Consider the following 20,101-nt stretch of genomic DNA (forward strand, 5'->3'; position numbering starts at 1 on the left):
CACCCCTTAGTCGCGGGGGAGCAGGGTGCCCAGGGGGCCCAGGTCCAGGTTGAGGTCTTCGAGGGTGAGGCCGTGTTGGTCGCACAACTCCGTCATCCGGCGGTCCAGGTGCATCAGGGTGGTGCCGATGCGGTCGATCTGGTCGTCGCTGAGGCCGCCGGCGTCGATGCGGCGCAGGGCCTGGCGTTCCATCAGCTGGCGGAGGAGTTCGACCACAGTCAGGACGAGGGCGACCAGGTCGCGGCCCATCGCGTCGGGGTCGAGGTCGACGCGGGAGGGGGTCACAGGGGACCCCCGTCGGTCCAGGGGGCGGGGACGCGTTCGTTGACGGACGAGAGCAGGGCGTGCAGGGAGAGCCGGATGAGGGGGACTTCGGCGATGGCGATGACCAGGTCGCCGCTGACCACGACCCCGGTGGCGAGCACCCGGTCCAGGAGGTCGACCAGCGGCACGCCGATCGGGCCGTGCGCCTCGGCGGGGGTGGTGCCCCAGGCGGCGGTGGTCATGGGGCGGTCCCGGTGTCGGCGAAGGCGTCGGTGAAGGAGTACGGGGGCCAGGGGCCCGACAGGTCGATCTGGATCGCGGGCTCGTCGCGGCGCAGGGAGTCCAGCGCGGCGCGGAGTTCGCGGGTGCGGGTGGCGTCGAGGAGGTAGGCCGCGTTGAGGATATGGGTGCGGTCCTTGCCGGTGACCTCGACGCCGTGCGGGCGCAGTCGGCGGGCGGCCACGGCGAAGGCGCGTACGACGGAGTCCACGCGCTCGGCGGCCTGGAGGGCGGCGTTCTGGCGTTGTTCGCGGCCCTGGTGGCGGTTGCGGATGCGGTCCAGGTACGCGCGGCCGGTGTCCACCGCGGCGGATTCCCGGACGGGTGGAGGGCTTGTGGGAGCGTAGACCTTTACGCCCCATTCCGTGCGGCCCGCCAGCCGGTCGAGCGCGCTGAGGAAGGCCGCCTCCCGCTCGCGCAGGGCCGCCCGGACCCGTTCGTTGCCGCGGTAGAGGGTGGCCAGGGGGAGGGGGACGGTCGCGGTGACGGTCGAGACCGCCGTGATCACCTCGTGGTGGGCGCGGGCGCAGCGTTCCAGGTCGGCGCGGTCGGACAGGCGCTGGCGCAGGGCCTCTTCGGAGTAATCGGCGGCCGGTACGTCCTGGACGATGGCGGTGAGCGGGCCCGCGGTCAGGGTGCGGACGGGAGTGCCCGGGTTCAGGCCGGGCAGGTCTGCGGGGGCGGGACCGTCGTACGGGCTGCAGACCGCGTAGGCGTAGGTGAGGACGGGCGTCGTCATGCGTTGCTCCCGGCGGGGCGGTTGCCGGTGGCGCCTGAGGTTGCCGTGCGGGCACCCGCGCCCGTACTCGTCGCGGTCAGCTCACCGGACTCGTAGGACTCCAGCCGCTCCCTGAGCCTCGCGTTCCCCTCCGTGACGGTGGGTCCGTCGTACGTGTAGGTGAGCGTGACGGTCATGCGCCATCGCCTCCCGCCGGGGCGGCGGCGGTCAGTTCGCCGGACTCGAAGGCGTCCAGCCGCTCCCGCAGCCGTTCGTTCTCCTCCGCGAGCGCGTCCCGCCTGGCGCGCGAGGACAGCGCGGGGTCGGTCTCCCACCAGTCGATCCCGGCCTTGCGGGCGGTGTCCACGGACGCGACGAACAGCCGTAGCCGGATGGTGAGCAGTTCGATGTCCAGCAGGTCGATCTTGATGTCCCCCGCGATGACGATGCCCTTGTCCAGGACCCGTTCGAGGATCTCGGCGAGGTCGGACGTGGGCGGGCCGGTGGTCGGGGGAGGCGCGCAGAGCAGGTCGCGGTCAGTCACGGCGCGTTCCTTGTTCCAGCAGGTCGAGCAGGCGGTCCTCTTCGCGGTCGAACTCGTCGGGGGTGATGGCTCCGGACTCCAGCGCCTCGTTGAGGGCGGCGAGCCGGGCGCGGATCACGGACGGGTGGCACGTCTCACGTTCCGCGGCGTCCCGCAGGCACTCCGCGACCCACACCACACCCCGTACGGGCGCCAGCGGGAGGAGCGCGATCTCGCTCAGCACGCCCATGCGGGCTCCACGAAGCTGTAGCAGGGCAGCGGTCCTGTCAGCCGCAGTTCGACATGGCCGCCGTGCTCGGCCGCCAGACGCTCCACCACGGTGCGGAAGCGACGCATCTCGTCCCGGGCGAGGAGGAAGGAGGCGTTGAGGACGCAGCCGGGCACCTCGGGCCCGGCGACCCGCTCGTCCGCCACCTCCGACAGCGCGGCCAGCACCGCGGCGGCGGTGGCGGTGGCCCGGCGGGTCAGCCCCCGGGCCACGGCCTCACCGAGCCGCAGACTGGTCTCGTAGCCCGGGGTGCGGTGGGCGGCCGCGCGCAGCCGGGCGACCTCGGGGTCCTCGCGCACCAGCGACCGCAGATCGCCCTGGGCGGGGACCGCCTTGAGGTTCATCTCGACGCGGCCGTCGACCCTGTTGAGGGCGGCGAGGCAGTCGTCGTGCGAGGACTCCAGGTGGCGCCGCACCATGTCCTCGTCGGGCGCGACCATCCCGAAGCGCATGGGCAGCACCGGCCCGTCCGCCGCGAGCGCCAGCGCCAGCTCCTGGTGGGCGAGGAGGTCGCGCCGCTTGGCGCGCAGCCCCTCCGGTGCGTCGCTGACGACGGCGGCCAGCTCACCGGCGCGCAGCGTGCGCAGCGGGGCGGGGTGTTCGCCGACGCCCGTGCGGCCGGGTGGCAGGACGCGGCGGGCGTGGACGACGCCGTAGACGTACACGCTGGGGGGTGCGGGCGAGACGGGCGGCGCGGCCATCGGTCAGTCCTCCTCGGAGCGGCGGCGGGTGCGGGGTGCCGTGGTGCCGCTGGTGCGGCGGCGCGGCCGGGTCTCCTCTTCCGGTTCGTCCTCGCTCTCGCCGCCGACGGCCGACTTGACCTTCTCCTCCACGGCGCCGACCGCCTTCTTGACCTTCCGCTTGCCGAGGCCCTGGGCCACCGCCCCGGCCCCGGTGCCGCCGCCCCCGCCTCCGCCGAACAGCTCGGGCACGGTGCGGCTGGTGCGGTCGTGTTCGAGGTCCACGCGGTTGCAGGCTTCCGCGAAGCGGAGGTAGGTGTCCACGCTCGCGACCACGATCCGGGCGTCGATCTTCAGGATCTCGATGCCGACCAGGGAGACCCTGACGAACACGTCGATCACCATGCCGCGGTCGAGGATCAGCTCCATGACGTCGTACAGGGTGCCCGCCCGCGGAACGCAGACGACTTCCTCGGTGTAGGTGGTGGGGGCCATGGTCGGGCGGGTCCTTTCAGCAGTCGTCGGCCGCACCGCGCCGGTAGCGGCGGATCCTCCGGTACTCGCGCAGCTCGCCCCGCTGGTCGAGGTCCACCTCGTACGTGGCCAGCAGGCTCGTCGTGTCGGGGATGCGGGCGACCTCCAGCACGTCCACGCTCACCCGCCAGCCGTCCTCGGTCCGGCGCACCGCGGAGACCCCCTCGGTGGGGTGGGTGATCAGCGCGGCGAGCCGGTCGCAGGCGTGCCCGGCCGCCTGCTCGGGCCCGGACCCGGACCCGGACCCGGGCTCCCGCTCCCGCGTCCTGCGGCTGGTCTCGGCGCCGGATGTGCGCCGCTCTCGCTCTGCCATGTGCATCAGTCTGTTCACAGGGCGCGCTCGGCCGCGCGCTGAGCTGGGCCGGATGCGCGGTGTCGTTCCCACGCATCCGGGGCCTGCGGCACTCTCGCTTGTCGTACGGTGAGCACGGCACCTTGGAGGCAGAGGACACATGACCACGCAGCCCGTACACGAGGGCGGGGCGCTGATCCCCAGGCCCGATAAGACCTTCCCGGCACTGCGGGCCGCGCTGGCGCAGGTCGCGCCCTCCCGCTTGGCGGAGATGACCTCCGAACGGGACACGGTGTTCACCATGGCCACGCAGTCCAACAGCTTCGGGCCGATCGCCATGTTCCAGCTCAAGTGGGCCACGGTGATCGAGGTCGAGCGGTTTCCCGAGGTCGCCCGACGTCTGCACGCCGCCGAGCACGCCGCACAGACGCTCGACAAGGAGGATCCGAAGTGGCAGGCCGCCATGGATGAGATCCGGGAGATCATGCAGGCTGCGCGTGCGCAGATCGGCCATGGGTGACTGGGGCTGGGAGTACAACCCAGACGCTCACCATGTCATCGGCGAATCGCCGAACCTCGCCTTCATCGCTCAGGTTGAAGCGCGCGCGGACGAACTGGTCCGTGCGGCGGCGGCTCTCTACTTGGACGGCTCCGCCTATAGGGGGCAGTCGCCCGGTGTGCAGGAGGAGGTTCTGCCCGGCGGGATGTTCCAGTACCTGACCGTCGTGAGGCAGGAACGCTTGTACATCGTCCAGGTGACCGCCTGGCCGCTGTGACCCGCCGGGGTCGGCGACCGTCACGGTATGACCGGACAAACCGCACCCGGCGGACGATGTCGGCGCGGGGCCGTACTCTGGAAGACCCCCGGCCCGTGTGACGTGTCGGGTGATTCGCGTTGTCCGTCTCCGGGATGGAATACCCCTTTATGAGCCTCACCGGCCTGCTCGACGCCGTCGTACGGGACCCCGCGCTCGCCGAGGCGGTGCGCGGCGCCGCCGATGGAAACCGCCCCCATGTGGATCTGGTCGGCCCGCCCGCCGCCCGGCCCTTCGCCGTCGCCGCGCTGGCGCGCTCCGCCGGGCGGCCCGTGCTCGCGGTGACCGCCACCGGCCGGGAGGCCGAGGATCTGGCTGCCGCGCTGCGCTCGCTGCTGCCGCCGGACGGGGTGGTGGAGTACCCGTCGTGGGAGACGCTGCCGCACGAGCGGCTCTCGCCGCGTTCGGACACGGTCGGCCGCCGGCTCGCCGTGCTGCGCCGGCTCGCGCACCCGAGCGCCGACGATCCGGCGGCGGGGCCGGTGTCGGTGGTGGTGGCGCCGGTGCGTTCCGTGCTGCAGCCGCAGGTCAAGGGGCTCGGCGAGCTGGAGCCGGTGAGCCTGCGGGCCGGGCGGAGCGCCGATCTGGAGGAGGTCGTGGACGGGCTCGCGGCCGCCGCGTACTCCCGGGTGGAGCTGGTCGAGAAGCGCGGCGAGTTCGCCGTGCGCGGCGGCATCCTCGATGTCTTCCCGCCGACGGAGGAGCATCCGCTGCGGGTCGAGTTCTGGGGCGACGACGTCGAGGAGATCCGTTACTTCAAGGTCGCGGACCAGCGTTCCCTGGAGGTGGCCGAGCACGGGCTGTGGGCCCCGCCCTGCCGTGAGCTGCTGCTGACGGAGGACGTGCGGGGGCGGGCCGCGGCGCTCGCCGAGGAGCATCCGGAGCTGGGCGAGCTGCTGGGCAAGATCGCCGAGGGGATCGCGGTCGAGGGCATGGAGTCCCTGGCCCCGGTGCTGGTCGACGACATGGAGCTGCTGCTGGACGTCATGCCCGCGGGCAGCATGGCGATGGTCTGCGACCCGGAGCGGGTGCGGACCCGGTCCGCGGACCTCGTGGCCACCTCGCAGGAGTTCCTCCAGGCGTCGTGGGCGGCCACGGCAGGCGGGGGCGAGGCGCCGATCGACGTGGGCGCGGCCTCGCTGTGGGGGCTTGCGGACGTCCGGGACCGGGCCCGCGAGCTGGGCATGATGTGGTGGTCGGTGAGCCCCTTCGCGGCCGACGCGGAGCTGGACGAAGACACCCTCACCCTGGGAATGCACGCCCCCGAGTCCTACCGCGGCGACACCGCCCGCGCGCTGGCCGACACCAAGGGCTGGCTCGCCGAGGGCTGGCGCGCGGTGTACGTCACCGAGGGCCACGGCCCGGCCTCCCGGACCGTGGAGGTGCTGAGCGGTGAGGGGATCGCGGCGCGGCTCGACGCGGACCTCGGCGAGATCAAGCCGTCCGTGGTGCACGTGGCGTGCGGCTCCATCGACTACGGCTTCGTCGACCCGGGCCTCAAGCTGGCCGTCCTCACCGAGACGGATCTGTCCGGGCAGAAGGCGGCGGGCAAGGACGGGGCGCGGATGCCCGCGCGCCGCCGTAAGACGATCGACCCGCTCACCCTCGAAGCGGGCGACTTCATCGTCCACGAGCAGCACGGCGTGGGCCGCTACATCGAGATGGTGCAGCGCACCGTGCAGGGCGCGACCCGCGAGTATCTGGTGGTCGAGTACGCCCCGGCCAAGCGCGGCCAGCCCGGCGACCGGCTCTACATCCCGACCGACCAGCTGGAGCAGATCACCAAGTACGTGGGCGGCGAGGCCCCCACGCTGCACCGGCTCGGCGGCGCCGACTGGACGAAGACCAAGGCGCGCGCCAAGAAGGCCGTCAAGGAGATCGCGGCCGACCTGATCAAGCTGTACTCGGCCCGGATGGCCGCCCCCGGCCACGCCTTCGGCCCCGACACGCCCTGGCAGCGCGAGCTGGAGGACGCCTTCCCGTACGCGGAGACGCCCGACCAGCTCACCACCATCGGCGAGGTCAAGGAGGACATGGAGAAGTCGGTCCCGATGGACCGGCTGATCTGCGGCGACGTCGGCTACGGCAAGACCGAGATCGCGGTGCGCGCCGCCTTCAAGGCGGTCCAGGACGGCAAGCAGGTCGCGGTCCTGGTGCCGACGACGCTCCTCGTCCAGCAGCACATGGGCACCTTCAGCGAGCGGTACGGGCAGTTCCCGGTCGTGGTGAAGGCGCTGTCCCGGTTCCAGACGGACACCGAGGCCAAGGCCGTCCTGGAGGGGCTGCGGGAGGGCTCGGTGGACGTCGTCATCGGTACCCACCGGCTGTTCTCCTCCGAGACCAAGTTCAAGAACCTGGGCCTGGTCATCGTGGACGAGGAGCAGCGCTTCGGCGTGGAGCACAAGGAGCAGCTGAAGAAGCTCCGGGCCAATGTGGACGTGCTGACGATGTCCGCCACCCCCATCCCGCGCACCCTGGAGATGGCGGTCACCGGCATCCGCGAGATGTCCACGATCACCACCCCGCCGGAGGAGCGCCACCCGGTGCTGACCTTCGTCGGGCCGTACGAGCAGAAGCAGATCGGCGCGGCCATCCGCCGTGAGCTGCTGCGCGAGGGCCAGGTCTTCTACATCCACAACCGGGTCGAGTCCATCGACCGGGCCGCGGCCCGGCTGCGCGAGATCGTCCCCGAGGCGCGCATCGCCACCGCCCACGGGCAGATGTCGGAGAGCACCCTGGAGCAGGTGGTGGTCGACTTCTGGGAGAAGAAGTTCGACGTCCTGGTCTCCACGACGATCGTCGAGTCCGGCATCGACATCTCCAACGCCAACACCCTCATCGTCGAGCGCGGCGACAACTTCGGCCTCTCCCAGCTGCACCAGCTGCGCGGCCGGGTCGGGCGGGGCCGCGAGCGCGGATACGCGTACTTCCTCTACCCGCCGGAGAAGCCGCTCACCGAGACCGCCCACGAGCGGCTGGCCACCATCGCCCAGCACACCGAGATGGGCGCCGGCATGTACGTGGCGATGAAGGACCTGGAAATCCGCGGTGCGGGCAATCTGCTCGGCGGCGAGCAGTCCGGCCACATCGCGGGCGTCGGCTTCGACCTGTACGTACGGATGGTCGGCGAGGCCGTCGCCGACTACCGGGCGGCCATCGAGGGCGCCGAGGAGGAGGAAGCGCCGCTGGAGGTCAAGATCGAGCTTCCGGTCGACGCGCACGTCCCGCACGAGTACGCGCCGGGCGAGCGGCTGCGCCTCCAAGCGTACCGCGCCATCGCCTCGGCCTCCAGTGAGGACGACATCCGGGCCGTCCGCGAGGAGCTGACCGACCGCTACGGGCCGCTGCCCGAGCCGGTGGAGAACCTGCTCCTGGTCGCGGGCCTGCGGCTGCTGGCCCGCGCCTGCGGCGTCAGCGACATCACCCTCCAGGGCTCCAACGTCCGCTTCGGGCCGGTGGAGCTGCGCGAGTCCCAGGAGCTGCGCCTCAAGCGGCTCTACCAGCGCGCGATCGTCAAGCCCGCCACCCAGCAGGTCCTGGTGCCGCGCCCGGCGACGGCCCGCATCGGCGGAAAGCCGCTGGTCGGGCGGGAACTGCTGGCGTGGACGGGCGAGTTCCTGACGACGATCCTGGGGTCTTGACGGGCACGTTCCCGGGGGACCGGCTTGCCGGTGCCGCGAGCGCCATGGCGGACACCGTGCGCGAGCGGGAGGCCGGGCGTGCCGCGCGTGATGCCGGGCTCGGCCTCGACCCGGATGATCCGGGGGCGGCCACGTGATCAGCGTGGACGCGAGCGTGCTCACCGAGGCGCTCACGGGGGACGGGGCCGCCGGGAAGGCGGCCCGCGCACGTCTCGCCCAGGACCCGCACTGGGCCGCGCCCGGCCATCTCGTCGTGGAGACCTTCCATGCTGTACGCGGCCGGCTCCTCGGCGGGAAGATCAGCCCGGCCCGCGCGGAGGACGCCGTGGCGGCCCTGACCGGAGCGTCGATCGAGGCGATCGGCTGAGCGGCCACCGGCCGGCGGTAGGCACCGCGGACGAGGTGGACGGGGACGGACGCCACGCGACACCCCCGTGGTCGCGCGGCGGCCGTCCCCGGTTCGAGGGGGCCGAGGAGGCCGCGGCATGGGTGGCCCGGCGGACCGGGCCGAAGGGCGCGGTGCGACGGAGGGAAATCCGTGGGCACGGTCCCTGTGAGGGAGAGAGTGGCGGGGTGGGTTGGGGAGCGGAGCGGCCCCGCCGGGCTCACTCAGGACATTAGGCGCGGGCGGCCGGGGCGGCGAGGAACGAACTGCACAGTGATGGCGCCGCGCGGTTGCCGTTCGAACGGTGACCCGTGAGCGGGTGGTTCACAGGTCGCCCAACGCCCGCATCGCCAGCCACAGTTCGTACTTCGCGCTCGGCGCGCTCAGCAGCGACCGCCCGAGTGCGTCCTCCGCCTTGGCCAGCCGCTTACGGGTCCCGGGCAGCGAGATCCCCAGGGCGGAGGCGGCCGCGGGCAGCCGGGCGTCGGCGCGCAGCCAGGCCCGTACCGTCTCGGGACCGGCCGGCAGCTTCGCCTGCTCCAGCGGCCGCAGCTGGGCCCGCGCCCAGACCGCGGCGGTGGGCGCGGACAGCACACCGCCGAGGGTGGCGGCGTGCCCGGCCGGGGCCGTGCCGCGGGGCGCCTGGTGCAGCCGCAGCGCGAGCCAGGCGGCCGACTGGGCGGCCAGGCTGTGGCTGACGTCCACGCCGAGCAGACCGTCGATGTGGCGCACCCGCGCGGCCAGCGTATTGCGGTGGATCTTGAGGTGGCGGCTGGCGGCGGTGCCGAAGCTGAGCCAGGAGCCGAGGGTGCCGAGCAGCTCCGCCGGGCCGGGGTCGGCGCGGCGGGTCGGCGCGTACTCCAGGCACGGCGCCAGCAGTTCGCCGGCCCAGGCGTGCCCCTCCGGGCTCGCCAGCACCGTCACATCGCTCTGTCCGCCGAAACCGGCCGACCGCTGCGGCGCGTTACGGGCCACCGCCAGCGCGTGGAACGCCTGCTCGTAGCCGACCGGGGTGTCCCGCAGCGCGATCTCCGCGCTCATCCCGACCCGGCACTCCTTCTCCTGCCGAGTGATCAGCCGGTCCAGCGGCTCGCCGTCCGGCGCGATCGGCTCCCCCTGGGTCGGGACCAGCGATATGAGGTGGTTGGGGCGCACCGGACACGGCACCACCCACGCCCGGCCGCGCACCGAGTCATGGATCCGCGCCGCGATCTCGCGCCGCCGGTCGACCGGGCACTCGATCACATACACCTGGAGCACGGCGGGCAGCGCCGGGCTCAGCGCGGCGGCGATCCGCTGCGCCGCCGGCACGCTGCCGACCATGAGCAGATGCAGCACCGCCTCCCGGCTGTACGCCTCGGCCGACTCGACGCGGCGGCGCGCCCGTTCGGCCTCCTCGACCCGCCAGCTCAGGGCGAGGACGCGGGACGCGTCGGAGAGCAGCAGCCCGCAGCGCGGCGCGGCGGGCGCGACGACCGCCAGATACGGTGCCGGGTTCCGCGACTCCGCGGCCCCGAGCGAGACCAGGTGGACGGGGCACGCCTCGCCCCCGCCGAGCACCCCGGACGGCGCCCCGCGGCGGTGCAGCGCGACGGCCGCCGCGGCGGCGAGCCGCCGCACCGACGCGGCGGGCGGCGGGTCGTCCGCCGTGGCCAGCACGGAACCGTCCGTCCCGATGAGCATGGCGGGGCCCCCGGTGCGCCGGGTGAGCCAGTCGAGCATGGCCCGCACCGCTCCGCGCCGGGCGGAGAGCCGGGCGAGGGCGAGCACGTCGTCGGCGCGTTCCGCTCGCGCGTCGGAGGTTGAGGCTGCCATGCCCCCGCACCTTAGTTCCTCCGGTCCGGCGCTGGTGAGACCTCTTTTCGGCACCGTCTAGGGGTCTCTCGCGTGTCCGCCGTCATAGCCGCCATGATCACCGCCGTCGTCGGTGTCCTCGGGGCGCTCTTCGCGCCCCTGCTGCACCAGCGGTTGACGGTGCGTCAGCGCGCGGAGGAGGCCCGGCGCGACTACCGGGACCCGGTACGCCGAGGCGCAGATGATCGTCCCTGAACGGGTGCTCACCGCGTCCCGCGACCTGAACACGGTCCTGGCCGGTGCCGACGCCATGGCCAAGCGGATCGACCGGGGGCTGCCGCGGGAGGGGGAGACCGCCGCGGTCGCGCTGCTCGAACTGAAGGACGCCGAGCCCCGGCTGTCGGCCATGCGGCGCATCATGCGGGAGGACTTGGGGCTCACGGACTGAGCCGCCGTTTCCCGTGCGGCCTTACGTCCGGGGTAATCGACGCTCCCCCGGGAGCCGCGCGAGGGTGGTCCCACAGCGGCGGCCCCACGACCGCCGCCCGAATCCGCCGGGAGGACCCATGACCGCCTATGCCCTGGCCCATCTGCGGGGCCGCAGCCCGCACCCGGACATCATCGCGTACCTGGACCGCATCCAGGCCACCCTCGACCCCTTCCACGGCCGCTTCGTCATCCACGGCGGCCCGGGGGAGGTGGTGGAGGGGGAGTGGCCGGGCAGCGTGGTCCTGATCGCGTTCCCGGACGTGGAGCGGGCCCGGGAGTGGTACGCGTCGCCCGCCTACCAGGACATCCTGCCGCTGCGGACGGACCACATCGAGGGGGACGTGATCCTGGTGGAGGGCGTCGGCCCGGACTACGACCCGGTCGAACGCGCCGACAAGCTGCGCGCGGCGGACGCCGGGTACGGAGCGGACTAGAGGCGGGTCAGCGGCCCACCGCGTAGCCCTGGGCGCCGCGCGGGTTGGCGCCGGCGAGCAGCAGCCCCGTCTCCGGGTCGCGCGCCACCGCGCACAGCCGTCCCTCCGACCAGGCCCCGCCCACCGCCACGTCGTGGCCGCGCCGCCGCAGTTCCCGGATCGTGTCCTCACCGGCCCGCGACTCGATCACGACCCGACCCGCCGTCATCGCGCGCGGGTGGAAGGAGCCGGGGAAGCTCTCCTGGTGCCAGTCGGGCGCGTCGATGGCGCCCTGGAGGTCGAGTCCGGAGCGTACGGCCGCGCCGCGCAGCGCGACGTGGAGGAAGAAGTGCAGGCTCCACTGGTCCTGCTGGTCGCCGCCGGGTGTGCCGAAGGCGAGGACCGGGGTGTCGCCGCGCAGTGCGAGGGAGGGGGAGAGGGTGGTGCGCGGGCGGCGCCCGGGGGTCAGGGAATTCGGCAGGCCGGGGTCCAGCCAGGCCATCTGCAGCCGGGTGCCGAGCGGGAAGCCGAGGGCGGGGATGACGGGGTTGGACTGGAGCCAGCCGCCGCTGGGGGTGGCGGCGACCATGTTGCCCCAGCGGTCGACGATGTCGAGGTGGCAGGTGTCGCCCCGGGTGGCGCCGTCCGCGCTGACGGCCGGTTCGCCGCCGGTGGTCGCCGCGCCGCCGACGGTCGGCTCCCCGCCCCCTGGCCCGGCGGACGGGCCGGTTCCGCCGGACGCCGAGCGGGCGACGGCGGTCAGCGCCTGCCTGCTCAACCGGGGTTCGCGGCCGCCGGGGTGCCCCGGGCGCAGCTCGTACGAGGCGTGCTCGCCCACCAGCGCCCGCCGCCCGTCGTTGTACGGGCGGGAGAGGAGGTCCGCGAGGGGGACGTCGGCGGCGTCCCCGTACCACGCCTCCCGGTCGGCCATGGCCAGCTTGCCGCCCTCGATGAGGGTGTGCAGCAGGCCGGGCGTGCCCAGGTCGTCGGCGGCCAGGCCGTCCGGCAGCAGGGCGAGTTGCTGGAGGAGGACCGGCCCCTGGCTCCAGGGCCCGGCCTTGCACACGGTCCAGCCGTCCCACGCGTACCGGACGGGCTCCTCGTACGTGGCCTCGAATCCGGCGAGGTCGTCGCCGGTGAGCGTGCCCGCGTGGCGTTCCCCGGAGGAGTCCATGGCCGGCCGGGCCGCCGCGGCGGCCAGTTCCTCGGCGATGAAGCCCTCGCGCCACACCCGGCGGGCCGCCTCGATCTGCGCCTCCCGTCCCGGCCCGGCCGCCTCCGCCTCGGCGATGAGCCGCCGCCAGGTGGCGGCCAGCGCGGGGTTGGTGAGCAGCCGCCCGGGGACGGGCGACCGCCCGCCGGGCAGATACAGCTCGGCGGACGTCGTCCACTCCGTCTCGAACAGCTCCCGTACGGTCTCGACCGTCTCGCCGACCCGCTCCACCGCGGGGTGGCCGTGCTCGGCGTACCCGATCGCGTACCGCAGCACCTCGGCGAGGCGCCGCGTCCCGTGGTCGCGCAGCAGCAGCATCCAGGCGTCGAACGCGCCGGGGACGGCCGCGGCCAGCGGGCCGGTGCCGGGCACCAGGTCGAGGCCGAGCCCGGTGTAGTGGCCGATGGTGGCCCCGGCGGGCGCCGGGCCCTGCCCGCACAGCACGGTGGGCGGGGAGCCCGCGGGGGCGAGGATGACCGGCACCTCACCGGCGGGCCCGTTCAGGTGCGGCTCGACGACGTGCAGGACGAACCCGGCGGCGACGGCCGCGTCGAAGGCGTTGCCGCCGTCCTCCAGGACGGCCATGGCGGACTGTGAGGCCAGCCAGTGCGTGGACGACACCATGCCGTACGTGCCCTGGAGGGTGGGCCGGGTGGTGAACATGCAGCTCCCTGGGGGTGGCGGCCGAGGTGCGGCCCAGCATCGCGCACGACCCGTGGAGCGGTCCATGGGGCGTTGATCAGACGGCGCGGGTGTGCCCCAGGATCGCGTCGGCGAGCGGGCCCAGCACCTGACGGGGCAGGGCGTGGCCCATGCCGGGCATCTCCACGAGCCGGGCGCCGCGTATGACCTGGGCCAGATGCTGCGGATGCGGCGGCGGGAACACCGGCTCGGCGGTGGGCGCGAGGACGAGCGTGGGCACCTCGGTCGCGGCGAGGGCGTCGGTGCGTACCAGCCCGGACTGATCGGCGCGGGCGTGGGCGCCCGAGGAGTCGTAGCGCCCGGTGTGCTCGATGATCCCGCGCTCCAGCTCCCGGAACCAGGCGGCGTCGAACGGGATCTGATCGCCACCCAGCAGCTTCCAGTGCCTGACCCGCCGGTCCAACTCGGCCTCGAGGCCGTGGTCCTCCACCGGCCGCGCCCACTCCTCCAGGATCCGCGGATCCACCCCGGGCAGCTCCTCGACGGGGACCCGGGTCCCGTCCGGCGCGACGTACGGGGTGGTGCTGCACGCGCTGGTGCCCAGAAGCGTGGCGCTCAGCACCCGCTCCGGGTGATCGGCGAGGACGACCTGGGTGAGGATGCCACCCACCGACATCCCGACCAGGTGCGCCCGCTCGACGCCCAGCCCGTCCAGCACCGCGACCACGTCCTCGGCCAAGTCGGCGATGCGGTAGGGGGCCTGCTCGTAGGACCAGGTGGAGCGGCCGGTGTCGCGGTGGTCGTAGCGGATGACGCGGTGATGCCCGGCCAGCGCGTCCACCAACGGCTCGGGCCACCCAAGGCCGGCGGCCTGCGCCCCCATGACCAGCAGCAGCGCCGGGGCATCCGCTTCCCCGCGCGCCTCGGTCCACAACCGCACCCCGGGGGCGGCCTCGACGTACGCGGTGTGCTGCTGCATGGCGTGGTCCTCTCGACGCGACGGACGATTGGGGGACTGAACGAGACGTATCGTCTCGCTCATGGTGTCGCGTCGTCAAGGGGGTTTCGCCGCGGGAGGATTCGCCACCGGCGGATTCGCTACCGGCAGAGCGGAGCCGGCTGACGGGCGGGCGGGCCGCTTCTACGCTGAGGGGATGAGCAGCCACGCGCCGAAACCAGCCCGCGTCATCCCCTTGCGCCCTGTCCCCGCGGCCAAGGAACCACTGTGGCGGGACGTCGTCGGGGACGTGCTGCGGCGGGAGCGGCTGGCGCAGCGGCGCACGCTCAAGGACGTCGCCGACGCGGCGCGGATCTCGATGCCGTACCTCTCCGAGCTGGAGCGGGGCCGCAAGGAGGCTTCGTCGGAAGTCCTCGCGGCCGCCGCTCGCGCCCTCGGCCTGGGGCTGGCCGACCTGCTCGCGCTGGCCCAAGGTGAGATCATCCGGCTGACGGCCGCGGGAGCGAGGGCGCGGCTGACCTCGCATCAGGGCCATCAGGGCGAGGCCCGGCTGCGGCTCGCCGCCTGAGCCCGGTACGACGGTCCGTCACGCGGCGCGGACCAGCCGCCGGGACAGCACCTCGTCGGCCAGCCCGTACGCCACCGCCTCCCGCGCCGTGAACACCTTGTCGCGGTCCATGTCCGCGCGCAGCGTCGCCACGTCGTGCGGGGTGTGACGGGACAGCACCTCCTCGACCTGGGCGCGGACGCGCAGCATCTCCTTGGCTTGGAGGCTGAGGTCGGACACCGTGCCGCGCGCCCCGCCGCTCGCGGGCTGGCCCAGCAGGACCCGGGAGTGGTCGAGGACGAAGCGCCGCCCGGGGTCGCCCCCGGCCAGCAGCACCGCCGCGGTCGATGCCGCCTGGCCGACGCAGAACGTCGAGATCGGGGCGGTCACGAAGGTCATCGTGTCGTAGATCGCCATGAGCGAGGTGTACGAGCCGCCGGGCGAGTTGATGTAGATCGCGATCTCCTGCTCAGGACCGGCCGACTCCAGGTGGAGGAGTTGCGCGATGACGACGTTGGCGACTCCGTCGTCGATCTCCGTGCCCAGGAAGATGATCCGTTCCGACAGCAGCCGGCTGTAGATGTCGTACGCGCGCTCGCCCTGCGTGGTGCGCTCGACGACGGTCGGAATCGTGTACTGGCTCATGTCCTCAGATCCCCATCCGTCGCCGCGAACCGCCCGGGCGCACATCGCTCAGCGACTCCACGATGCGGTCGACCATCCCGTACTCCTTCGCCTGCTTCGGCGTGAAGAACCGGTCCCGGTCGCCGTCGCGGGAGATCGTCTCCCGGTCCTGGCCGGTGTGCTCGGCGATGATGCGCTCGATGGCCTGCTTGGTGAACTCCAGGTTCTCGGCCTGGATCGCGATGTCGGCGGTCGTCCCGCCGATCCCGGCCGACGGCTGGTGCATCATGATCCGCGCGTTGGGCAGCGCGTACCGCTTGCCCGCCGTCCCGACCGTGAGCAGGAACTGCCCCATGCTCGCCGCGAAGCCCATGACGAGGGTCGCGACGTCGTTGGGGATCAGCCGCATCGTGTCGTAGATCGCCAGCCCGGCCGTCACCGAGCCGCCGGGGCTGTTGATGTAGAGGCTGATGTCGGTCCGCGGGTCCTCCGCCGACAGCAGGAGCAGCTGTGCGCAGACCCGGTTCGCGGAGACCTCGTCCACCTGGGTGCCGAGGAAGACGATCCGCTGGGTGAGGAGTTGCGCGGCCAGGTGGTCGTCGAAGCGTGAGGGCGGCGTATCGCCCTCGTCGGCGCGGAGGCTGAGGGCTGGGTCCCAGCCGGTGAGGGGTGCGGGCATCGGGCCTCCCGTGGTGTCCCGCGGCGGCCCTCGCCGCGGTCACTTCACTGTCGGCCCGTGGGCGCCGCCGGGGCAGGTTTCTCTGCCCGCGGCAGATGCGCCGTCAGCAGAGGTCGGCAGACGTTCAGCAGACGTCGCGGACGTACCCGTCGTCGTCCGGGGTGGAGACGTCCGTGTCGCGGCGTACGACGGACAGCCGGTCGCCGAAGCCGTCGCACGCCTTCGCCATCCCCTTGTCCTCGTACTCGACGACGACCACCCGGTCCCGGTACGGCTTCGCGAACGCCTCGCACTCCTCGTACCGGCCGCACTCCTCCACGACCGCGAAGTCCAGCCCCGTCGCCGCCCGGCGCGTGGCGAGCGGCCCGGTGTTCTTCTGCCCGATGGCCAGCCCCAGATCGTGTGCCCGCTTCGCCAGCAGGGCCACGTACGCCGTGGCCTGATCGGCGGTCAGCAGGTCGGGCCAGCGGGTGAACGTGTCGAGGTTGTCGGGCTCGACGGCGTCGAACCTTTTGTCGGCGCACTCCTCGATCCACGCCCCGACCTTCTCGGCCGCCGCCTCGCGCTTCGCGGCCGTGGTGATGTCGATCACCGACTCCCCGTCCCATTCGGGGTCGTCCACGACGTCGCCCTTCTTGTCGTGCAACAGCAGCCGGGAGGGCCACTTCTCGTCCGGCTGGGTCTGAAAGGCGTTGACGTAGCAGATGTTGTAGAGCCCGGGCGCCGGATCGTCCGCACGGTCCCGGCTCACGATCTCGACACCCTTGGGCGGCGTGTAGGCGCCGCCGATCTGGTAGTCCCAGGCGGCTCCCACGGGCGGCAGCTTGACGTCGGCCCTGCCCGTGTCCGTGGTGGTGGAGGAGCAGGCGGTCAGAACGGCGAGGGCCAACGCGGCGACAGCGGGCCGCGTGCGCGCGGCGGGGGAGTGGGGCACGGGAACGATTCTCTCAAGCCCGACCAATGCCGAAACGCCGGGCTGATCACTGCGCGCCCGGATCGCGCCCGGATCACGCCCGCTGCGCCACCCGCGCCTTGCCCCGGAACACCTGCTCCGTATGCCAGGCGACGTTCTCCGGCGCGACCGGGTCGCTGCCGCCCTGCGGCCCGATGAGCGACCGGTCCACCAGGTCGAGCACCTGCGCCCGGGCCGCCCCACCGCGGCCGACGAACTCCCGGGAGACGATGATGCGCCGGCCGCCGTCCAGACCCAGCACCCCTCGGTCGAACAGCTTGTGGTGCAGGGAGCACAGACACAGCGCGTTGGAGAGGTCGTCCGCGCCCCGGAAGGCCCACCACCGCACATGCGCGGCCTCCAGCCCCACCGGCACCCGGCCGATCGCCCCGTCGAACCCGCAGAACGCGCACCGGTATTCGTAGGCGACCAGCACCTGCCGCCGCAGCTCGGCCGCCCGCCGCCGGTCGCGAACGGTGGTGCGCACCGCACCGTCCGCCGACTCCAGGTCGAGCCCGACCGCGGCGGCGATGTCGGTGTGGAGGGAGGGCGGGAAGTGGGTGTCCAGGAGAACGTGCGCCAGCCGCCCCAGCAGCTCCGGCTCCGAGGACAGCGCGGACCGCAGCCCCGGCACCAGCCGCCCCTCCGCCCCGCTCGCCCGCAACTCCCGGACCCGCGCCCCCGGACTGGAGTCGCCGTCGGCCGTGCGCACCTCCCATACACCGTCATTGGTCAGGTGGTGGAAGGGATACGAGGGCGTGGTGTCGTGCGGAGGCCCGTAATCCCGCAGCAGATCCTTCAGGTCCTGCTCGACGTCCGAGTAGCGGAGCGCCTGGTCGGGCCCCTGCTGGAACCGTCCCAGGGCGTACAGCATCAGCAGCGGCTTGTGCGGCGCGCGCACCCCGTTGTTCGTCCACTGCCGCAGATTGCCGATGCGCTCGATCCAGTCCATGCGAAGAACCGTATGACGGAGCGACGACAGCGGCGGCATGTCATGTGAGGATCGTCCATTCAACAGCGGTCCTGCGAAACGGTCTTTCCTTGATGCTCCGCCGAACGGCCCCCGCGGCCATTCTCGTTCTCGCCGCGCTCCTCACCCCGGCGCTGGTTTCCTGTGGGGTGGAGAACGCCGCCGACCGCAAGGCCAGATACAACAAGGTCATCGAGGACGAGACGCCGCGCGCCCAGGACGTCATCGACATCGCCGGAGCCCCGTACGAGGCCCTGCGCAGCGATGACGGGGCCACGCTGTTGCGGTACAACGCCACCTACGTGGAGGACGACGAGGGCCCCGCCGCCAACGCCTGGCGGCTGTAAGGGCCGGACGGCGATGTCGTCGCCGAGCACGCCGAACACATGACGGCGGAAGGCGCAGCGGACGACCCGGGCCCGTTCTTCGCGGCGCCGGACGGCTTCATCTTCCTGCCCTCCGTCAAGGACGGCTACTTCCTCGACGTACGCGGCAAGCGGCACCCCGTGCGGTCGTCGAAGAAGCCCCTCACCTTCGGGCGCGGCGATGTGCTGGTCGACGGCGGGGACGCGCTGTTGCGGACCTCGACCCACACCATGGCGCCCGCGGCGGGCGTGCCCTCGATGAAAGACCTCACCTTCACCGACCTCGACGAGCAGGGCACCGTCTGGGGTGTCCGGCAGCCCGAGGGTTCCGAGCCGTACCGGGTCGTGCGCCGGGAGGACGGCCGCCCCGAGCGGTCCCGGGACCTCCCGGACCGGCTCCTGGGGGAGGACATCGACGCCCATGGCGGCACCGCCGCCGTGCCCCTGGAGAAGCCCATCGGGATGGACGACACCCGGTTCACCGGCCTCTTCGTGACGACGGACGACGGGAAGAGCTGGCGGACGCTGCGGAACTCGGACCGGCTGCCGCTGGACGAATTCAAGAAGGGCCTCAGCGAGATCGAGGTGGAGGTGCTCGACACAGGACGGCGGCCGCACCTGGTCCCGCTTCCCCGGCGAGGACGGCTGAGTCGCGCGGCGCGTTCACCGGCCCCAGATCTGGCGGTACGCCTGCCGGTAGCCCTCCGAATCCCACGACAGGGCGCCGCCGCTGTTGGCCGCGGTGGTGATGTGGACGGGGGCGACGTATCCGCTGGCGGGCTCGCCCGCGAAGGCGCGGTTGAACTCGTCGACGATCTGCCAGCCCTGCTCGGACAGCGGCTCGGGCACGGTCGCGGCCTGGTACTGCTTGCTGTTGATGCGCTCGAAGGCCGACGGGTCGCCGTCACCGGCGCCGATGGTGTACGGGGCGCCGCCCCCGTCCTTGCGCGCGGCCCGCAGGGCGGGGGCGGTGTGCTGGAAGTACAGGTCGTTGATGGCGGCGGAGTAGGTCCACTTGTCGCCGTAGCGGGAGAGCAGTGAGCGAACGGCCCCGATGGCGCGGCGGTTGACGTCGGGTATCGGGATGTTCTGGTAGCTCAGCAGCTTGACGTCGGAGCAGGTGGCAAGTTGCTTCTTGATCAGGTCCGACTTCCGCTTCGCGAACGGCACCGTGGCGTCGGTGAACAGGACGACTCCCGCGTGGCCGTCCGACCGGGCGATCATCCAGTCGGCGCTGATCTTCGCGACGTCCTCGACCTTGGAGCTGATGTTGGTGAAGAGTTCCGGCTTCTTACTGGGGCCGGGGGCGGGGGCGGCGTGCCAGCCGATCAGCTCAATGCCCGCGGCCCTGGCCTTCTCGGCCTCGTCCGCGACGGTTGAGGGGTCGAAGCCGCCCATGACGATGCCGTCCGGCTTGAGGGCGAGGGCCTCCTTGAACGCGGACCGGATGCCGCTCGGCGTGCCCTGGCCGTTGATGGTGCGGGCCTTCCAGCCGAGGAGCTTGGCGGACTCCTGGACGCCCTGGGCGACTCCGGCGGGCCCGGGGTTGGTGATGGTGTGGGGGATGAAGACGATGCTCTTCCCGTGACGGGCCTTCGGTCCGGTCGTGGGGCCCTTCCACGGGGTGTCCACGTCCTCGGCCTTCGCGACCGCCTGCTTGGCCTTGGCGAGGGTGGCGGGGCAACCGGGCTTGGCGGGGCGCGGGTGCGTGGCGGCGGTGCCGGATCCGGGTTCGCAGCCGGTGGTGGCCACGGCCAGGAGCGCGGCGGCTGTCAGGACCGACTTGCGGGTGGCGTGCACGGGTCTCCTCGCGGGGCACGGAAATATTCGAGCCAGGGTGTATTCGAGCCAGGGTGGGAGGAGACAGGTTACGTGTGACGGCGCCCCGCGGGGCAGCCCCCGGGAGCGAGCAGAAGGCAACGGAGCAGTGGCCTAAACCTGACAAGCGTGGATCTTCGGTAACCGTTGCCGGTGGATGTCTTGCGTGCGCCCGCACACACGGTAGTGTTCACGGCCGGTTGGACGTGTGGCGCAA

General features: G+C 72.9%; 27 protein-coding genes. 10 read left to right on the plus strand and 17 right to left on the minus strand.

The features are described from left to right. Positions 1-6: 6 nt before the first annotated feature. Genes ACH4SI_RS08530 through gvpO form a run of 9 tightly spaced genes read right to left on the minus strand, consistent with a single transcriptional unit; the run spans position 7 to position 3,600 of the window. Positions 7-285 (minus strand): gas vesicle protein K, encoded by a 279-nt coding sequence (locus ACH4SI_RS08530; RefSeq protein ID WP_398294118.1) that lies wholly within the window; start codon positions 283-285, stop codon positions 7-9. Next, positions 282-506: a gas vesicle protein gene (locus ACH4SI_RS08535; RefSeq protein WP_398294120.1), complete on the minus strand. Its 225-nt coding sequence runs from the start codon at positions 504-506 to the stop codon at positions 282-284. Before ACH4SI_RS08535 ends, ACH4SI_RS08530 begins: the two co-directional genes overlap by 4 nt. Continuing rightward, complete coding sequence (locus ACH4SI_RS08540; RefSeq protein ID WP_398294122.1) at positions 503-1,282, minus strand: GvpL/GvpF family gas vesicle protein; 780 nt, start codon at positions 1,280-1,282, stop codon at positions 503-505. The genes ACH4SI_RS08535 and ACH4SI_RS08540 overlap by 4 nt, the downstream gene beginning before the upstream one ends. Continuing rightward, entirely contained in the window at positions 1,279-1,458 is a 180-nt protein-coding gene (locus tag ACH4SI_RS08545) for a hypothetical protein (RefSeq protein WP_398294124.1), read from the minus strand. The genes ACH4SI_RS08540 and ACH4SI_RS08545 overlap by 4 nt, the downstream gene beginning before the upstream one ends. Beyond that, complete coding sequence (locus ACH4SI_RS08550) at positions 1,455-1,805, minus strand: gas vesicle protein (RefSeq protein WP_398294126.1); 351 nt, start codon at positions 1,803-1,805, stop codon at positions 1,455-1,457. The genes ACH4SI_RS08545 and ACH4SI_RS08550 overlap by 4 nt, the downstream gene beginning before the upstream one ends. Then, entirely contained in the window at positions 1,798-2,034 is a 237-nt protein-coding gene (locus ACH4SI_RS08555; protein ID WP_398294128.1) for a gas vesicle protein GvpG, read from the minus strand. Before ACH4SI_RS08555 ends, ACH4SI_RS08550 begins: the two co-directional genes overlap by 8 nt. Beyond that, positions 2,022-2,774 (minus strand): GvpL/GvpF family gas vesicle protein, encoded by a 753-nt coding sequence (locus ACH4SI_RS08560; protein WP_398294130.1) that lies wholly within the window; start codon positions 2,772-2,774, stop codon positions 2,022-2,024. Before ACH4SI_RS08560 ends, ACH4SI_RS08555 begins: the two co-directional genes overlap by 13 nt. A 3-nt stretch (positions 2,775-2,777) precedes the next feature. After that, positions 2,778-3,248: a gas vesicle protein GvpJ gene (gene gvpJ, locus ACH4SI_RS08565; RefSeq protein WP_398294132.1), complete on the minus strand. Its 471-nt coding sequence runs from the start codon at positions 3,246-3,248 to the stop codon at positions 2,778-2,780. A 16-nt stretch (positions 3,249-3,264) separates the two neighbouring features. Further along, a complete protein-coding gene (gvpO, locus tag ACH4SI_RS08570) occupies positions 3,265-3,600 on the minus strand; it encodes a gas vesicle protein GvpO (RefSeq protein ID WP_398294134.1) in 336 nt (111 codons plus the stop codon). A gap of 139 nt (positions 3,601-3,739) precedes the next feature. On the opposite strand from gvpO, the gene ACH4SI_RS08575 reads away from it, so the two are divergent. The 5 genes from ACH4SI_RS08575 to ACH4SI_RS08595 all read left to right on the plus strand — a co-directional run bounded on the left by ACH4SI_RS08575 (position 3,740) and on the right by ACH4SI_RS08595 (position 8,402). Further along, positions 3,740-4,099 carry a hypothetical protein gene (locus ACH4SI_RS08575; RefSeq protein ID WP_398294136.1) on the plus strand — a complete coding sequence of 120 codons (360 nt, stop codon included), beginning with the start codon at positions 3,740-3,742 and terminating at the stop codon, positions 4,097-4,099. Next, complete coding sequence (locus ACH4SI_RS08580) at positions 4,092-4,355, plus strand: hypothetical protein (RefSeq protein WP_398294138.1); 264 nt, start codon at positions 4,092-4,094, stop codon at positions 4,353-4,355. The genes ACH4SI_RS08575 and ACH4SI_RS08580 overlap by 8 nt, the downstream gene beginning before the upstream one ends. A 149-nt stretch (positions 4,356-4,504) precedes the next feature. Then, positions 4,505-8,035, plus strand: coding sequence for a transcription-repair coupling factor (mfd, locus tag ACH4SI_RS08585; protein WP_398294141.1), 3,531 nt, complete (start codon positions 4,505-4,507; stop codon positions 8,033-8,035). Continuing rightward, positions 8,032-8,172 carry a hypothetical protein gene (locus ACH4SI_RS08590; protein ID WP_398294143.1) on the plus strand — a complete coding sequence of 47 codons (141 nt, stop codon included), beginning with the start codon at positions 8,032-8,034 and terminating at the stop codon, positions 8,170-8,172. The genes mfd and ACH4SI_RS08590 overlap by 4 nt, the downstream gene beginning before the upstream one ends. Beyond that, a complete protein-coding gene (locus ACH4SI_RS08595; protein ID WP_398294145.1) occupies positions 8,169-8,402 on the plus strand; it encodes a hypothetical protein in 234 nt (77 codons plus the stop codon). Before ACH4SI_RS08590 ends, ACH4SI_RS08595 begins: the two co-directional genes overlap by 4 nt. Positions 8,403-8,744: 342 nt before the next feature. Here the strand turns inward: ACH4SI_RS08595 and ACH4SI_RS08600 are convergent, their stop codons facing one another. Beyond that, complete coding sequence (locus tag ACH4SI_RS08600) at positions 8,745-10,235, minus strand: helix-turn-helix domain-containing protein (protein ID WP_398294147.1); 1,491 nt, start codon at positions 10,233-10,235, stop codon at positions 8,745-8,747. A gap of 72 nt (positions 10,236-10,307) precedes the next feature. On the opposite strand from ACH4SI_RS08600, the gene ACH4SI_RS08605 reads away from it, so the two are divergent. The 3 genes from ACH4SI_RS08605 (at position 10,308) to ACH4SI_RS08615 (ending at position 11,137) form a co-directional block, all read left to right on the plus strand. Next, positions 10,308-10,469, plus strand: a complete 162-nt coding sequence (locus ACH4SI_RS08605; protein WP_398294149.1) for a hypothetical protein — start codon at positions 10,308-10,310, stop codon at positions 10,467-10,469. Beyond that, the gene (locus ACH4SI_RS08610; RefSeq protein WP_398294151.1) at positions 10,456-10,662 is read left to right on the plus strand and encodes a hypothetical protein; all 207 of its coding nucleotides are present in this window, start codon (positions 10,456-10,458) and stop codon (positions 10,660-10,662) included. The genes ACH4SI_RS08605 and ACH4SI_RS08610 overlap by 14 nt, the downstream gene beginning before the upstream one ends. Positions 10,663-10,780: 118 nt before the next feature. Next, entirely contained in the window at positions 10,781-11,137 is a 357-nt protein-coding gene (locus ACH4SI_RS08615) for a DUF1330 domain-containing protein (protein WP_398294153.1), read from the plus strand. 7 nt (positions 11,138-11,144) lie between these two features. Here the strand turns inward: ACH4SI_RS08615 and ACH4SI_RS08620 are convergent, their stop codons facing one another. Then, on the minus strand, positions 11,145-12,992 hold the full coding sequence (locus tag ACH4SI_RS08620) for a gamma-glutamyltransferase family protein (protein ID WP_398294155.1): 1,848 nt from the start codon (positions 12,990-12,992) through the stop codon (positions 11,145-11,147). Between the two features lie 76 nt (positions 12,993-13,068). After that, a complete protein-coding gene (locus ACH4SI_RS08625) occupies positions 13,069-13,950 on the minus strand; it encodes an alpha/beta fold hydrolase (RefSeq protein ID WP_398294157.1) in 882 nt (293 codons plus the stop codon). A gap of 175 nt (positions 13,951-14,125) precedes the next feature. Between ACH4SI_RS08625 and ACH4SI_RS08630 the strand changes: the two genes are divergently transcribed. Beyond that, positions 14,126-14,497 carry a helix-turn-helix domain-containing protein gene (locus ACH4SI_RS08630; protein WP_398294159.1) on the plus strand — a complete coding sequence of 124 codons (372 nt, stop codon included), beginning with the start codon at positions 14,126-14,128 and terminating at the stop codon, positions 14,495-14,497. 18 nt (positions 14,498-14,515) lie between these two features. Here ACH4SI_RS08630 and ACH4SI_RS08635 read toward each other — a convergent pair whose 3' ends face one another. The 4 genes from ACH4SI_RS08635 to ACH4SI_RS08650 form a co-directional block, all read right to left on the minus strand. Next, positions 14,516-15,121: a ClpP family protease gene (locus tag ACH4SI_RS08635; RefSeq protein WP_398294161.1), complete on the minus strand. Its 606-nt coding sequence runs from the start codon at positions 15,119-15,121 to the stop codon at positions 14,516-14,518. A 4-nt stretch (positions 15,122-15,125) separates the two neighbouring features. Beyond that, positions 15,126-15,779: a ClpP family protease gene (locus ACH4SI_RS08640; RefSeq protein ID WP_398294163.1), complete on the minus strand. Its 654-nt coding sequence runs from the start codon at positions 15,777-15,779 to the stop codon at positions 15,126-15,128. A 124-nt stretch (positions 15,780-15,903) separates the two neighbouring features. Beyond that, on the minus strand, positions 15,904-16,713 hold the full coding sequence (locus ACH4SI_RS08645; RefSeq protein WP_398294165.1) for an endo alpha-1,4 polygalactosaminidase: 810 nt from the start codon (positions 16,711-16,713) through the stop codon (positions 15,904-15,906). Positions 16,714-16,786: 73 nt separating this feature from the next. Beyond that, entirely contained in the window at positions 16,787-17,683 is an 897-nt protein-coding gene (locus ACH4SI_RS08650; protein ID WP_398294167.1) for a phosphorothioated DNA-binding restriction endonuclease, read from the minus strand. A 92-nt stretch (positions 17,684-17,775) separates the two neighbouring features. Here ACH4SI_RS08650 and ACH4SI_RS08655 point away from each other — a divergent pair, with 92 nt between their 5' ends. Next, on the plus strand, positions 17,776-18,048 hold the full coding sequence (locus ACH4SI_RS08655) for a hypothetical protein (protein ID WP_398294169.1): 273 nt from the start codon (positions 17,776-17,778) through the stop codon (positions 18,046-18,048). 681 nt (positions 18,049-18,729) lie between these two features. Here ACH4SI_RS08655 and ACH4SI_RS08660 read toward each other — a convergent pair. After that, positions 18,730-19,866, minus strand: coding sequence for a substrate-binding domain-containing protein (locus ACH4SI_RS08660; RefSeq protein ID WP_398294171.1), 1,137 nt, complete (start codon positions 19,864-19,866; stop codon positions 18,730-18,732). Positions 19,867-20,101 lie beyond the last annotated feature (235 nt).

It is taken from the genome of Streptomyces sp. NPDC021212, assembly GCF_044332925.1.
Lineage (GTDB): Bacteria > Actinomycetota > Actinomycetes > Streptomycetales > Streptomycetaceae > Streptomyces.

Coding starts and splice junctions, on each gene's coding strand:
- ACH4SI_RS08535 (WP_398294120.1), bottom strand. CDS start 506: ATGACCACCGCCGCCTGGGGCACCACCCCCGCCGAGGCGCACGGCCCG.
- ACH4SI_RS08540 (WP_398294122.1), bottom strand. CDS start 1,282: ATGACGACGCCCGTCCTCACCTACGCCTACGCGGTCTGCAGCCCGTAC.
- ACH4SI_RS08545 (WP_398294124.1), bottom strand. CDS start 1,458: ATGACCGTCACGCTCACCTACACGTACGACGGACCCACCGTCACGGAG.
- ACH4SI_RS08555 (WP_398294128.1), bottom strand. CDS start 2,034: ATGGGCGTGCTGAGCGAGATCGCGCTCCTCCCGCTGGCGCCCGTACGG.
- ACH4SI_RS08560 (WP_398294130.1), bottom strand. CDS start 2,774: ATGGCCGCGCCGCCCGTCTCGCCCGCACCCCCCAGCGTGTACGTCTAC.
- gvpJ (WP_398294132.1), bottom strand. CDS start 3,248: ATGGCCCCCACCACCTACACCGAGGAAGTCGTCTGCGTTCCGCGGGCG.
- gvpO (WP_398294134.1), bottom strand. CDS start 3,600: ATGGCAGAGCGAGAGCGGCGCACATCCGGCGCCGAGACCAGCCGCAGG.
- ACH4SI_RS08575 (WP_398294136.1), top strand. CDS start 3,740: ATGACCACGCAGCCCGTACACGAGGGCGGGGCGCTGATCCCCAGGCCC.
- ACH4SI_RS08580 (WP_398294138.1), top strand. CDS start 4,092: ATGGGTGACTGGGGCTGGGAGTACAACCCAGACGCTCACCATGTCATC.
- mfd (WP_398294141.1), top strand. CDS start 4,505: ATGAGCCTCACCGGCCTGCTCGACGCCGTCGTACGGGACCCCGCGCTC.
- ACH4SI_RS08600 (WP_398294147.1), bottom strand. CDS start 10,235: ATGGCAGCCTCAACCTCCGACGCGCGAGCGGAACGCGCCGACGACGTG.
- ACH4SI_RS08610 (WP_398294151.1), top strand. CDS start 10,456: ATGATCGTCCCTGAACGGGTGCTCACCGCGTCCCGCGACCTGAACACG.
- ACH4SI_RS08615 (WP_398294153.1), top strand. CDS start 10,781: ATGACCGCCTATGCCCTGGCCCATCTGCGGGGCCGCAGCCCGCACCCG.
- ACH4SI_RS08620 (WP_398294155.1), bottom strand. CDS start 12,992: ATGTTCACCACCCGGCCCACCCTCCAGGGCACGTACGGCATGGTGTCG.
- ACH4SI_RS08625 (WP_398294157.1), bottom strand. CDS start 13,950: ATGCAGCAGCACACCGCGTACGTCGAGGCCGCCCCCGGGGTGCGGTTG.
- ACH4SI_RS08630 (WP_398294159.1), top strand. CDS start 14,126: ATGAGCAGCCACGCGCCGAAACCAGCCCGCGTCATCCCCTTGCGCCCT.
- ACH4SI_RS08635 (WP_398294161.1), bottom strand. CDS start 15,121: ATGAGCCAGTACACGATTCCGACCGTCGTCGAGCGCACCACGCAGGGC.
- ACH4SI_RS08640 (WP_398294163.1), bottom strand. CDS start 15,779: ATGCCCGCACCCCTCACCGGCTGGGACCCAGCCCTCAGCCTCCGCGCC.
- ACH4SI_RS08650 (WP_398294167.1), bottom strand. CDS start 17,683: ATGGACTGGATCGAGCGCATCGGCAATCTGCGGCAGTGGACGAACAAC.
- ACH4SI_RS08655 (WP_398294169.1), top strand. CDS start 17,776: ATGCTCCGCCGAACGGCCCCCGCGGCCATTCTCGTTCTCGCCGCGCTC.